Genomic DNA, 13821 nt, shown 5'->3' on the forward strand with positions numbered 1-13821 from the left:
TAAAAATAAGCTATAATGATAAAAAAATAAAAGGAAATTTTTATGCTTCAAACTTGTATTTTCCCTGCGGCAGGTTATGGGACGAGATTTTTACCTGCAACAAAAACTTTACCTAAAGAGATGTTACCTATCTTAACTAAGCCTTTGATCCATTATGGGGTTGATGAAGCTTTGGAAGCAGGAATGGAAAATATGGGCTTTGTCACAGGGCGTGGAAAAAGAGCTTTGGAGGATTATTTTGATATTTCTTATGAACTTGAGCATCAAATTTCAGGTACAAAAAAAGAATACTTGCTTGATGAAATTCGCTCTTTGATCAATCGTTGCACCTTTACTTTTACAAGACAAAATCAGATGAAAGGCTTAGGTGATGCGGTTTTAAAAGGTAAACCTTTGGTTGGCGATGAAGCTTTTGGCGTAATTTTGGCTGATGATTTGTGTGTCAATGAAGAAGGCTTAAATGTTATGGCTCAAATGGTAAAAATTTATGAAAAATATCGCTGCACCATCATAGCTGTGATGGAAGTACCAAAAGAACAAGTTTCAAACTATGGAGTAATTTCTGGAAATTTTGTAGAAGAAAATCTTATCATGGTTAATTCTATGATAGAAAAACCAAGTCCTGATGAAGCTCCAAGTAATCTTGCTATCATAGGAAGATATATTTTAACTCCTGATATTTTTGGAATTTTAGAAAATACTAAAGCAGGAAAAAATGGCGAAATTCAACTTACCGACGCGCTTTTAACTCAAGCAACCAATGGTATGGTTTTAGCTTATAAATTTCAAGGGAAACGCTTTGATTGTGGAAGTGTAGAAGGCTTTGTAGAGGCGACAAATTATTTTTACGAGAAAAGTAAATGTTAAACAATACACTTTTTTTTAAACAAAGTGAAATTCACACTATAAGCTCTTATGCAAATCGTATTAATGATGAGGTAAAAAGTGGAGATATAGGGTATTATCATCTTATTGACACAAGCTTAAGCCTGATTGATGAGAGTTTGGCTTTTATCAAAGACAAAGAACACATAAAAAATATTGTTTTAGTGGGAATGGGAGGTTCAAGTTGTGGTGTAAAAGCCTTGCGTGATATGCTTTTTAATGAAAAAAGCAACCAAAGAGAGCTTTTTATACTCGATAACACAAGTTCACATTCTTTTAATAAGACTTTAGAGAAAATCAAGCTTGAAGAAAGTTTGTTTTTAATCATCAGTAAAACAGGTAGCACTATAGAAGTTGTATCGCTTTTTAAACTTCTTATTGAACATTTTAAACTTGATATGCAAGAATTAAAAAAATACTTTGTTTTTATTACCGATAAGGATTCAAAACTTCATCAAGAAGGTGAAAATTTAGGTATTAAATGCTTTTTTATCCCTGCAAATGTAGGAGGTCGTTTTAGCATACTTTCAGCTGTAGGTATAGTTCCACTTTGTTTTTGTGGCTATAATGCCAAAGCTCTTTTAGAAGGAGCTAAAGCTTGTTTTGAAGATTTTTTTACTCATAAAAAAGATGAAATTTTACAAAAAGCCTATCATTATTGCACACACAAAAATGCCAATATCAATGTACTTTTTTCATATAGCGATGCTTTTAAAGGCTTTAATGAATGGTATATCCAGCTTATTGCTGAAAGTTTAGGTAAAAAGCAAGGCTACAAACGCATAGGTTTAACTCCTATTGCACTCATTGGAGCAAGAGATCAGCATAGTTTTTTACAACTCATTATGGATGGACCTAAAAATAAAACTGTAACTTTTTTAAAAATCAAAGACGCTCAAAAAGCGCCTATTATCCCTGATATTCATTTTAAATTTTTAGATTCTTTAAGTAACAAAGTCAATCTTCACGAACTTTTAAACGCCCAATGTGATGCAACTATGCATGCTTTAATTGCTGAAAATTTAAGTGTCGATGTGATAGAACTTGAAAAACTTGACGCTTGGCATGCGGGATATTTGATGTATTATTATGAACTTTTTACTTCAACTTGTGGTATTATGCTAGGAATTAATACTTATGATCAACCTGGTGTAGAAGTTGGAAAATTAATCTTAAAAAATATATTGAATTCTTGATAAAAATTCATTAAAAAAGAGTATAATGATTTTAAGTTAAAATTATAATAAAAACTATTAATTAATAATAATTATTATTTAAGAATTTTATGTTATAATTTTAAAAATCAAAAAAAAAGGAGTCAATCATGTCAGTTACAAAACAATTATTACAAATGCAAGCAGATGCTCATCATCTATGGGTTAAATTTCATAATTATCACTGGAATGTAAAAGGTTTGCAATTTTTTTCTATACACGAATACACAGAAAAAGCTTATGAAGAAATGGCAGAACTTTTTGATAGTTGTGCTGAAAGAGTTTTACAACTTGGTGAAAAAGCTATCACTTGCCAAAAAGTTTTAATGGAAAATGCAAAAAGTCCAAAAGTTGCAAAAGATTGCTTTACTCCGCTTGAAGTCATAGAACTGATCAAACAAGATTATGAATATCTTTTAGCAGAATTTAAAAAACTCAATGAAGCAGCAGAAAAAGAAAGTGATACCACAACAGCTGCTTTTGCGCAAGAAAATATCGCAAAATATGAAAAAAGTCTTTGGATGATAGGCGCTACTTTACAAGATACTTGCAAAATGTAATTTAAGGGGCTTTATGCCCCAATTATACAAACTAGGTTATAATATCCTTTTTTAAAGGATAAAATTGAAAGTACTTAATTTTTTTTATGAAAACCACCCTAAATTTGAAGTAAGTTATGAAAGAAAAAATCAAATTTCAAAACCAAATATTATCATAAAAGGCCCACGATTTTGTGGTAAAAAAACACTTATTTTTAATTTTTTATCTCAATTTAAAGCAAGTGAAATTTTGTTTTTAGATTTATATGATACACGCTTTGAAAAACAAAGTTTAGAAAGACTTGCTGATTTTCTGAATGAAAATTTACAAATTAAAATTCTTTGCCTTTATAATTTGGATTTTATCCCTAATTTAGAAAAAATTAAAATTCCCATCATCTTAAGTACAAATATAAAAGATTTAAATATAAATGGGTTTGAAGAGCTTGAACTCGATTATTTTGATTTTGAAGAATTTATTAGTGTAAGTAAGAAAAATTTACCTATAAATAATTTAGTAGGTCTTTTTTTGCAAAGTGGACGCAGTAAATTTGGAGAAAAAAACATACTTCTAAGACAAAGCTTCACTCTTTTAGAATTAGAAATTTTAAAGTATTTAGCTTTAAATTTGGGTCAGCAAATCAGTATTTCTAAGATATTTATAGAACTCAAAAAAAGATTAAAAACTTCAAAAGATAGTGTTTATCAAGCTATAAAAAAATTAGAAAATACTTATGTGATCTATACTTTAAAACATGATGAAAAAAAACTTCAAAAGATTTATTTTAAAGATTTTGGCCTAAGAAATAATCTTTGTATTTCAAAGGATTTTTCACATTTATTTGAAAATTTAGTTTTAAGCGAGCTGTTTAAATTTAAAGAAGAATTTTTTTATAACAAATACTTTAACTTTTATAGCCAAATATCTAAAATTGCTTATATTTCAAGTCCAACTTTAGATATTGATTTGATTAAACTACGTGCTAAGAAAATTTTACCAAAGGCTTTAGAACTTGGAATTTTTCATGTGATTTTTATCACTCTTTCAAGCGAGGATAGTTTTTTTGAACAAGGGGTTAAATTTGAAGTCATATCTTTTGATAAATTTTCACTTGGATTTTAGGTGTTGTTTGAGTTCGTATCGTATTTTTCAAGGTTGTATCGTTTGATGATTTTTGTAATAAGATTGATATAATATCCCTTGCGTTCAGAATAAGAATCTAAAGTTTTAATAGCCTCTAGCCCTGTTATCTCTTTGCCTTCGCTTTTAAATTTAGATCTTGCATCGCGAAACTTTTCATAAGCAAAATGACGATTTAAATTTAAAACATAAGAGTCAACACTATCTTGCAGACTATCAAAAATCTTAATTTTGTGTTTTTTATCTGGATGTCTTAAATCAGGAATTAAACCTTTCTTACCCCAAGTCCATTCTCCAAAAAGATTGTTTGCTTCTCTTGCGAAGCGACTTGTACCTGTAGCACTTTCAACTAAAGCTTGGGCTATACCCATGGATTTTGGAATTTTTTGAATACGTTTTTTGTATTCTGTAAAATCATAAAGATTTTCAATGCGATATTTGTTTTTTATCATGATAAGTTTTTCAAGATTTGTTTGGTTTGAAGTCCTAAAGCCTGTTTTGTAAGCATCTTTAAAAAACGCTTCGATAAAAGCTTTTTCTTGCTCAATTTTTTTAAAGCTTTGATTAAACATTTCATTCATTTTTATAAAAAAAATTTGTCTTTTTTGATCTATATCAAGTTTATAATATTCCTCTCCAAATCCACTCTTTAGATCATCAGCAAAAAGTGGGATTAGAAAAAAACTAAGAAAAATTATAATTGGCTTCAAAACAATACTTTACCTTTCCTTCAAAAAACAATTCTTCATTTTTATATGCAAACCCCACCTCTTCACCACTTTTAGGAGTTATTTTAACTTTATTTTGTACTTTTTTATTTAAAAATGCCAGATAAAAACAAGCCCCCATTCCTGTGCCACAAGCTAAGGTTTCATCTTCAACTCCGCGTTCATAGGTGCGAACTTTTAAATAATTTTCATCTAAAATTTTTACAAAATTTACATTGGCATTATATTTTTGTCTCATTTTTTGACAAAGCATTGTATCAAATTCATCTAAATTTTGACAAAAATGCACTAGATGTGGAACTCCAGTGTCGCAAAGTTGCCAAGTTTTTCCTAATTCTTCAAAAGTATTTTGTACGCTTTTTATTTTGCCTAAAGATACTTCAACTTTATCTTGATTTACCTTTGCTTTTATTACTCCTGCACCGGTTAAAAAACTCATGTTAGGATTTATTTTGTTAATATGATGTGCAAAATGTGCCGCAGCCCTTGAGCCATTGCCACACATAGCAGCCCTTGAGCCATCGTTATTATAAAATTCCCATTCAAAGTCGTATTTTTCATGAGGCAATATCACGATAAAGCCATCCGCACCTATACCCTCATAACGATTACAAAGTTCTTTAGCTAAAGCACTTCTATCTTCTTTTCTATCAGCATTTGTTATGACAAAATCATTCCCACTTGCACAATATTTATAAAATTTCACATTTTTCCTTTAGAAATTTCTTGTATTACTTTAACACATTCTTGCCTAAAATCGGCATAAGAATTAGTATTTTTAATGATAAAATCTGCTTTTTTAAGTTTTTCTTCAATATCTATTTGAGAATCAAGTCTTGCTTTTGCAGCTTCTAAGCTGAGCTTATCTCTTTGCATGATTCTTTTAAGGCTTAATTCTTTAGGTGTGTAAATTACTATGACTTTGCCTAAATTTTCATAAGCACCGCTTTCAAAAAAAAGAGGAATTTCTACAAAAAAAGCTTTATTTTCCTTATCTAGAATTTGCATTTGTTCTAAAATTTTAGCTCGAATTTTAGGATGAGTGAAATTTTCTAAGATTTTTTTAGCTTCTTTATTGTTAAAAACAATTTCTCCAAGGATTTTTCTATCGATTTTCTTTTCTTTTGTGAGTAAATTTTTTAAACTAAAGGGAGAAAAAATCTTTTCAAGTTCTAAAGCATTTTCATCTAAAATTTTATGAGTGATTTTATCTGCGCTAATGCTTTTAAAGCCTAAAGAATTCGCTATTTCTATAAAAGTGCTTTTACCACAAGCAATTGAAGCGGTTACAAAAAAAGCATTTTTCATCTTATGCCTTATTAAAACTTTTTTCGTTAAAATACCTTTTTACTTCTTAAAGGAAAATAAATGAAAATTTCATATGAAGATGCAGGCGTAAGTATAGATAATGGAAATGCCTTTGTAGAGGCTATAAAACCTTTGGTTAAAGAAACTTTTAATGATAATGTTGTAGGTGGAATTGGTTCTTTTGCTGGTGCTTTTAGAATGCCAAGTGGTTTTAAAAAGCCTGTGATTTTAGGTGCAACAGATGGGGTTGGTACTAAGCTTCGCTTGGCAATTGATGCTAAAAAATATGATGCTATAGGGCAAGATTTAGTAGCAATGTGTGTGAATGATTTGATTTGTAATTTTGCTACGCCTTTGTTTTTCCTAGATTATTATGCTACAGCCAAGCTCGAAGTAGAAGTAGCAAAGGCTGTTGTATCAGGTATTGCCAAGGGATGTAAGATGGCAAATTGTGCATTAATTGGCGGAGAAACTGCTGAAATGCCTGGAATGTATGCAAAAGATGATTTTGATCTTGCGGGTTTTGCAGTGGGTATGGCTGAAGAAGATGAGATTGATAGAAGTAAATTTGTTAAAAATGGTGATATTTTATTGGCACTTCCTAGTTCAGGACTTCATTCAAATGGTTATTCTTTAGCTAGAAAAGTACTTTTTGAAAGTTTAAAATTAAAATTTGATGACAAGATAGAGGGTAAAAATTTAATTGATATTTTGTTAGAACCTACAAGGATTTATGTACGTGATTTTCTTACACTAAAGCCTTATATCAGTGCTCTAGCACATATTACAGGGGGTGGTTTAGTAGAAAATTTACCACGCGTTTTACCTCGTGGTATGGGTGCAACTATACGCAAACATCATCTTAAAACTCCTGAAATTTTTTATACTATAGGACAGGCTGTAGAAGAAAGCGAAATGTATAGAAGCTTTAACATGGGAGTGGGTTTAGTAATGGTTGTAGATCCTTCTAATGTAAGTAAGGTTTTAGAAAATTCAGATGCCTTTATTATCGGCGAAATTTGCATTAATGAAGGTATTGTTTTAGAGTGAAAATAAAGCGTCAATACGCTTTATTTTTTGTATTTTAAGTTCTATTTTTGTAGTGTTTTGTTCTTTTGGCAAAGGATTGGTTTGTGCTAGATAAAAGGCTACGAGTACATTTACAAGCATAGCGATAAGTAAAAGAGGAGTGGTTCGTTTTATAATATCCATTGGAGCTACTTTTGCAAATCCAGCTAAAGCTATGATTCCGCCTGCTATTGGTGAAGCTGCACGACCTAAACAAGATGCAATTTCTATAGGTAAAACTAGAGTAATAGGTGCAACGCCTAATTTTGTAGCTATATCAGGAGCTAGTTTGCCAAAAGCATTAAAAGCAGCAATTCCACTTCCCATAATCACTGTGGCAAAATAAACTAAAAAGCTTAAAATAGCTATACTCAAAAGAATTCCAAACCATGCAAAATTTCCTGTTCCAAGATTTGAAACCGCGTTAGCAAGGATATTAACTCCACCAAGTGCTTTAATGCCTTCAGCAAATACTCCAGCAGCGATGATTATGCTTACGACTGAGATAAAAATTTCAGCCATAGCTTTTAAAATCACCATTATATCTTCGCCTAATTTTCTAGCATTTCTGTGTCTTGCAAATTCAACAAGAAAAACTAAAGAAATGCTTACAAAATTTGCTGTTACAACATCAAGCTTGATAGTAAAAAAATACGCTGTAAATAAAAATACAACAGGTAACCAAGGAAAGAGTATGTAAAAAGTAGGGCATTTAGGATCAATGATTTGCGGAATTTCAACTTCATCATTTAAAACACCTTTTTCTTTATCTCTTTTATCAATCCAAGCAAAATAAAAAGGAATCAAGATGGCAATAACTACAACATAGGCAATCACACTATAAATTTGGTAATTTAAAAAAAGCCCTACGACATTATCACTTTGTCCTACCATATCTGCCATATTGATTGAATTTCCATCTTTTGGACCATAATCAAGCGCAATTAAAGAAAGCACACATACAGCTGTAATAGGACGGATTTTAAGTGAGATTAAAACAGGATAAATACATGCTAACAAAAGCAAAAGCAATCCAGCATAGCTAGAAATGACGATTTTTAAAGCCATTCCAACAACAAAAGTTCCACTTAAAATCAAGTATTTATTTTTGATTTTTCCTAAGGGTTTATTTGCTAAAAAAGCAAGTTTTGCCGAAGCATTGATATGTTTCATATAAGCAGCAAAACCTGCCACACTCATGATAATAAGTCCTACTCCAGAAAGCTGACTTTTAAAAGTCGCTGTGATAAAAGCATAACTATCAAGTAAAACATTCAAAAAGCTTGCATGTTCTCTGCTCGGAGCTTTTTGTATAGGTGTTCCTGTGATGTAAAAAGCAAAAATAAGCAAGATAATACCTGAAAGAAAAAATACAAAAATGGGATTGTATTTTTTGAGTATATAATAAGCAACAACAATTACCGCTAAAAGTGTAGAACATATCATAAAAATTGGCATGATTTCTCCTAAGGTTATTATTAGCTTTTATTTTATTTTAGCTAAAATTTAACTAATAAATATTTTTCATTTAAAATTTTACTTATTTTTTGCATTATAAAATTAATAATATGTATAGTTTGGTTACTGAAAGGTTTATGTTTGTATAAAAAATGATTTTTATATTATAATTATAAACAAATCATAAATATTAAAAAGGATCTAGTGTGGCAAGAATTTTGGCATTTGATATAGGAATAAGCTCTATTGGCTGGGCATTTAGCGAAAATGATGAGTTAAAAGATTGCGGAGTTAGGATTTTTACAAAGGCTGAAAATCCTAAAACAGGAGAATCCTTAGCCTTGCCAAGACGCCTTGCAAGAAGTGCTAGAAAACGCCTTGTTAGACGCAAAGCAAGGCTAAATCACTTAAAACATTTAATCGCAAATGAATTTAAGTTAAATTACGAAGATTATCAAAGCTTTGATGAAAGTTTAGCTAAGGCTTATAAAGGCTCTTTAATTAGCCCTTATGAGTTAAGATTTAGAGCTTTAAACGAGCTTTTAAGTAAGCAAGATTTTGCAAGAGTGATTTTACATATTGCAAAAAGGCGTGGCTATGATGATATTAAAAATAGCGATAATGAAGAAAAGAGTGAAATTTTAAAAGCTATCAAGCAAAATGAAGAAAAACTAGTAAATTATCAAAGTGTGGGAGAGTATCTTTATAAAGAGTATTTTCAAAAATTCAAAGAAAATTCCAAAGAATTTATAAATGTTAGAAATAAAAAAGAAAGTTATGAACGCTGCATAGCGCAAAGTTTTTTAAAAGATGAATTAAAGCTTATTTTTCAAAAACAAAGAGAATTTGGCCTTTCTTTTTCAAAGAAATTTGAAGAAGAAGTGCTTAGTGTAGCATTTTATAAAAGGGCTTTAAAAGATTTTTCTCATTTGGTGGGAAATTGTAGTTTTTTTACTGATGAAAAAAGAGCGCCAAAAAATTCGCCCTTAGCCTTTATGTTTGTAGCGCTTACAAGAATTATCAATCTTTTAAACAATCTTAAAAATACTGAAGGAATTTTATATACAAAAGATGATTTAAACACGCTTTTGAATGAAGTTTTAAAAAACGGCACTCTAACTTATAAACAAACAAAAAAGCTTTTGGGCTTAAGCGATGATTATGAATTTAAAGGAGAAAAAGGAACTTATTTTATTGAGTTTAAAAAATATAAAGAATTTATAAAAGCCCTAGGTGATCATAGTTTAAGCCAAGATGATTTAAATGAAATAGCAAAAGATATTACCCTTATAAAAGATGAGATTAAGCTTAAAAAGGCTTTAGCAAAATACGATTTAAATCAAAATCAAATTGATAGTTTAAGCAAATTGGAATTTAAAGACCATTTAAATATAAGTTTTAAAGCCTTAAAACTTATCACTCCTTTAATGCTTGAAGGTAAAAAATACGATGAAGCTTGTAATGAGCTTAATTTAAAAGTAGTAATCAATGAAGATAAAAAAGATTTTTTACCCGCATTTAATGAAACTTATTATAAAGATGAGGTAACTAATCCTGTAGTTTTAAGGGCGATTAAAGAATACAGAAAGGTCTTAAATGCTTTACTTAAAAAATACGGCAAAGTGCATAAAATAAACATTGAATTAGCAAGAGAAGTAGGTAAAAATCACAGCCAAAGAGCTAAAATAGAAAAAGAGCAAAATGAAAACTACAAGGCCAAAAAAGACGCCGAGCTTGAGTGTGAAAAACTAGGCTTAAAAATAAATAATAAAAATATTTTAAAATTAAGATTATTTAAAGAACAAAAAGAATTTTGTGCTTATAGTGGAGAAAAGATTAAACTTAGCGATTTGCAAGATGAAAAAATGCTTGAAATTGACCATATTTACCCTTATTCTAGAAGTTTTGATGATTCTTATATGAATAAGGTTTTAGTTTTTACCAAGCAAAATCAAGAAAAGCTTAATAAAACCCCCTTTGAAGCCTTTGGCAATGATAGTACAAAATGGCAGAAAATTGAAGTTTTAGCAAAAAATTTGCCTACTAAAAAGCAAAAAAGAATTTTAGATAAAAACTATAAAGACAAAGAGCAAAAAGACTTTAAAGATAGAAATCTAAACGATACTCGCTACATCGCAAGGCTTGTTTTAAACTATACTAAAGATTATTTAGATTTTTTACCTTTAAGCGATGATGAAAATACAAAGTTAAATGACATACAAAAAGGCTCAAAAGTGCATGTAGAAGCAAAAAGCGGTATGCTAACATCGGCTTTAAGACACACTTGGGGCTTTAGCACTAAAGATAGAAATAATCATCTTCATCACGCCATCGATGCGGTAATTATAGCTTATGCAAACAACTCTATCGTAAAGGCTTTTTCAGATTTTAAAAAAGAGCAAGAAAGCAACAGTGCAGAACTTTATGCAAAAAAAATTAGTGAATTAGATTATAAAAACAAAAGGAAGTTTTTTGAGCCTTTTAGTGGTTTTAGGCAAAAGGTTTTAGATAAAATTGATGAAATTTTTGTCTCAAAACCTGAGAGAAAAAAGCCAAGCGGAGCCTTACACGAAGAAACATTTAGAAAAGAAGAAGAATTCTATCAATCATACGGCGGAAAAGAAGGAGTTTTAAAAGCCCTAGAGCTTGGTAAAATCCGCAAAGTAAATGGTAAAATTGTTAAAAATGGCGATATGTTTAGAGTGGATATTTTTAAACACAAAAAGACAAATAAATTTTATGCTGTGCCAATTTATACTATGGATTTTGCTTTAAAAGTATTACCAAATAAAGCCGTGGTGCAAGGTAAAGATAAAAAGTCAGGTCTTATAAAAGATTGGATTTTAATGGATGAAAATTATGAGTTTTGCTTTTCTTTATACAAAGATAGTTTGATTTTAATTCAAACTAAAGATATGCAAGAGCCAGAACTTGTTTATTTTAATGCTTTTACAAGCTCTACTGTTAGTTTGATTGTTTCAAAACACGATAATAAATTTGAAACGCTAAGCAAAAATCAAAAAATATTGTTTAAAAATGCAAATGAAAAAGAAGTAATCGCAAAAAGCATAGGAATTCAAAATCTAAAAGTATTTGAAAAATACATAGTTTCAGCACTTGGAGAAGTGACAAAGGCTGAGTTTAGACAAAGAGAAGATTTTAAAAAATGAGTTACGATGAAGCTTTTAAAACACTGCTTATTAGCTCTAATGCCAAGCTAAATTTAGAGCTAAATCATCTTGTGATTAAGCAAGATGAAAATATAGCCAAATTGTTTTTAAAAGATATAAATATCATCATTTTAGAAAGCTTACAAGCAAGCCTTAGTTCCGCACTTTTTAACGCTTTTGCAAAGCATAAAATCATCTTGCTAACCTGCGATGAAACTCATAGTATAAATGGTGTTTTTACTCCTTTTTTAGGGCATTTTCAAAGTGCAAAAATCGCAAAAGAACAAATAAATGTAAGTGCTCAAAAAAAGGCTATTTTATGGCAAAAAATCATTAAAAACAAAATCCTAAATCAAGCCTTTGTTTTGAAAAAACACAATAAAATAGAGCAAAGCAATGAGCTTATAAATTTGGCTAAAAAAGTAAGCTTAAATGATAGTAAAAATATCGAAGCTGTTGCGGCGGCGCTTTATTTTAAAACTTTGTTTGGTGTTTCTTTTTCAAGAGATGAGCTTTGCTTTGAAAATTCTGCTTTAAATTATGGCTATGCAATCATTAGGGCTTGTATTATTAGAGCAGTTTGTATAAGTGGGCTTTTGCCTTGGCTTGGCATAAAGCACGATAATATTTATAATTCTTTTGCGCTTTGCGATGATTTGATAGAAGTGTTTAGGGCTAGTGTTGATGATTGTGTTTTAAAGCTTAAGGGTGAAAGTGAGTTTTTAAGCAAAGATGACAAAAGAGCGTTGATTGGCAATTTGCAAAGCAAAATCAATTTTGATGGGCAAAATTATCCTTTAAACAGAGCGATAAATCATTATGTGGCAAATTTTAAAAATGCTTTATTGTATGAAGATGAGCTAAAGATAGTAAAATTTGATGATTGAAGATAAATTTATGCGTGTGCTTTTGATGTTTGATGTGCCAACTAAAAGTAAAAAAGAGCAAAAACTAGCAAGTAAATTTAGAAACAATCTTATAAAATTAGGTTATTTTATGTTGCAATTTAGCGTTTATATGCGTATTTGCAAGGGTTTAAGTTCTGCAAAAAGTTCTATTGAAAATGTAAAAAAGATTTTGCCACCTTATGGAAATGTAAGGGCTTTAATCATCACTGAAAAGCAGTTTGATAAAATGGAGCTTTTGCTTGGTGGCATAGTTTTTAACGAAAAAGTTAATAACGAAACCAATTTAACGCTTTTTGATATAGATAGTCATGGAGAATTTAAATATAAAAATTCAAATAACGAAGAAATTCAAATAAACAAAAAACAAGAAAAATATCATCAGCAAAATTTATTTGAATTTTAAAAGCGGTTTTAGGGGATTGTAACCCCGCAGAGTCCCGCAAACTCTTTATTTTAGTCCCTTTTTAAATTTCTTATGAGATTATAGCATAATTTTTGCTATTTTTCATGAAAAAACCCCGAAATTTTCATTATCTGGTAAATATCTATTTTACCATAAAGAAATTTAAAAAGGGACTAAAACTAATAAAGCTTCTTTTGTATATTTTTCAATATTTTACCATAAAGAAATTTAAAAAGGGACTAAAACAATTAATTCTTTTATATTAGTGTCCCTGTAATTTTACCATAAAGAAATTTAAAAAGGGACTAAAACTTTAACTCATAAACACTGCCTTTAAAACTAATTTTACCATAAAGAAATTTAAAAAGGGACTAAAACTATTAACCTCGATATCTCCTACCATTCCGCATTTTACCATAAAGAAATTTAAAAAGGGACTAAAACTTAAATTATAAACTCCAGCAGGTATTCTTAATTTTACCATAAAGAAATTTAAAAAGGGACTAAAACCTATATCGAGAATTAGTTGGAACAGAAGTTATTTTACCATAAAGAAATTTAAAAAGGGACTAAAACTAAAGTATTTTCAAATCGTGAAGGACTATGATTTTACCATAAAGAAATTTAAAAAGGGACTAAAACTTCACTGTTGTTTTTAATAAAATTTTTAGTATTTTACCATAAAGAAATTTAAAAAGGGACTAAAACTTGATAGGCAGTAAGTTACTTCAAGACTTTATTTTACCATAAAGAAATTTAAAAAGGGACTAAAACAATTTGGTGTTGGTAAAAAATTATCTTAAGATTTTACCATAAAGAAATTTAAAAAGGGACTAAAACTATCGTTTATAAGCAAAAATAACTTAAAATATTTTACCATAAAGAAATTTAAAAAGGGACTAAAAAACCCTAGTGGATTGAAACTCTGCTAGGGCTAATTACTTCACTAAAAGGAGGTTGTAAATTTGAAACTTATTGAAATTTAGGGTTGATTAAAAT

The 13821-nt window shown here is 29.6% G+C and carries 12 protein-coding genes and 1 CRISPR repeat array; of the genes, 8 read left to right on the forward strand and 4 right to left on the reverse strand.

All coding sequences use genetic code 11. The features are described from left to right. Window positions 1-42: 42 nt before the first annotated feature. The 4 genes from galU (at window position 43) to ELQ09_RS00150 (ending at window position 3761) form a co-directional block, all read left to right on the forward strand. Window positions 43-867 carry a UTP--glucose-1-phosphate uridylyltransferase GalU gene (galU, locus tag ELQ09_RS00135; RefSeq protein WP_002871129.1) on the forward strand — a complete coding sequence of 275 codons (825 nt, stop codon included), beginning with the start codon at window positions 43-45 and terminating at the stop codon, window positions 865-867. Next, window positions 861-2081, forward strand: a complete 1221-nt coding sequence (locus ELQ09_RS00140; protein WP_052799596.1) for a glucose-6-phosphate isomerase — start codon at window positions 861-863, stop codon at window positions 2079-2081. The genes galU and ELQ09_RS00140 overlap by 7 nt, the downstream gene beginning before the upstream one ends. 128 nt (window positions 2082-2209) lie before the next feature. After that, window positions 2210-2659 (forward strand): Dps family protein, encoded by a 450-nt coding sequence (locus tag ELQ09_RS00145; RefSeq protein WP_057042713.1) that lies wholly within the window; start codon window positions 2210-2212, stop codon window positions 2657-2659. Between the two features lie 64 nt (window positions 2660-2723). Next, complete coding sequence (locus tag ELQ09_RS00150; RefSeq protein WP_002892926.1) at window positions 2724-3761, forward strand: ATP-binding protein; 1038 nt, start codon at window positions 2724-2726, stop codon at window positions 3759-3761. On the opposite strand, the gene ELQ09_RS00155 is transcribed toward ELQ09_RS00150, so the two are convergent. From ELQ09_RS00155 to coaE, 3 genes are read right to left on the reverse strand one after another with little or no spacing between them, the layout of a single operon-like run. Beyond that, a complete protein-coding gene (locus ELQ09_RS00155) occupies window positions 3758-4489 on the reverse strand; it encodes a glucosaminidase domain-containing protein (protein WP_057042712.1) in 732 nt (243 codons plus the stop codon). The two genes, ELQ09_RS00150 and ELQ09_RS00155, sit on opposite strands and share 4 nt — an antisense overlap. Continuing rightward, entirely contained in the window at window positions 4464-5213 is a 750-nt protein-coding gene (gene dapF, locus ELQ09_RS00160) for a diaminopimelate epimerase (protein WP_134263677.1), read from the reverse strand. Before dapF ends, ELQ09_RS00155 begins: the two co-directional genes overlap by 26 nt. Further along, the gene (gene coaE, locus ELQ09_RS00165; protein WP_057042710.1) at window positions 5210-5815 is read right to left on the reverse strand and encodes a dephospho-CoA kinase; all 606 of its coding nucleotides are present in this window, start codon (window positions 5813-5815) and stop codon (window positions 5210-5212) included. The genes dapF and coaE overlap by 4 nt, the downstream gene beginning before the upstream one ends. A gap of 60 nt (window positions 5816-5875) precedes the next feature. Between coaE and purM the strand changes: the two genes are divergently transcribed. Then, window positions 5876-6865 carry a phosphoribosylformylglycinamidine cyclo-ligase gene (purM, locus tag ELQ09_RS00170; RefSeq protein ID WP_057042709.1) on the forward strand — a complete coding sequence of 330 codons (990 nt, stop codon included), beginning with the start codon at window positions 5876-5878 and terminating at the stop codon, window positions 6863-6865. On the opposite strand, the gene dcuC is transcribed toward purM, so the two are convergent. After that, window positions 6857-8341, reverse strand: a complete 1485-nt coding sequence (dcuC, locus tag ELQ09_RS00175) for a C4-dicarboxylate transporter DcuC (RefSeq protein ID WP_134263678.1) — start codon at window positions 8339-8341, stop codon at window positions 6857-6859. The two genes, purM and dcuC, sit on opposite strands and share 9 nt — an antisense overlap. Window positions 8342-8547: 206 nt before the next feature. Between dcuC and cas9 the strand changes: the two genes are divergently transcribed. Genes cas9 through cas2 form a run of 3 tightly spaced genes read left to right on the forward strand, consistent with a single transcriptional unit; the run spans window position 8548 to window position 12822 of the window. Further along, window positions 8548-11511 (forward strand): type II CRISPR RNA-guided endonuclease Cas9, encoded by a 2964-nt coding sequence (cas9, locus tag ELQ09_RS00180; protein WP_057042707.1) that lies wholly within the window; start codon window positions 8548-8550, stop codon window positions 11509-11511. Continuing rightward, entirely contained in the window at window positions 11508-12398 is an 891-nt protein-coding gene (cas1, locus tag ELQ09_RS00185; RefSeq protein ID WP_057042706.1) for a type II CRISPR-associated endonuclease Cas1, read from the forward strand. Before cas9 ends, cas1 begins: the two co-directional genes overlap by 4 nt. Beyond that, complete coding sequence (gene cas2 / locus ELQ09_RS00190) at window positions 12391-12822, forward strand: CRISPR-associated endonuclease Cas2 (protein WP_002797817.1); 432 nt, start codon at window positions 12391-12393, stop codon at window positions 12820-12822. Before cas1 ends, cas2 begins: the two co-directional genes overlap by 8 nt. A 144-nt stretch (window positions 12823-12966) precedes the next feature. Beyond that, window positions 12967-13728: direct repeats of the CRISPR family, unit length 36 nt; unit sequence ATTTTACCATAAAGAAATTTAAAAAGGGACTAAAAC. The last annotated feature ends 93 nt before the right edge of the window (window positions 13729-13821 follow it).

It is taken from the genome of Campylobacter sp. CH186, assembly GCF_004378925.1.
In the GTDB taxonomy this organism is placed as follows: Bacteria; Campylobacterota; Campylobacteria; order Campylobacterales; family Campylobacteraceae; genus Campylobacter_D; species Campylobacter_D jejuni.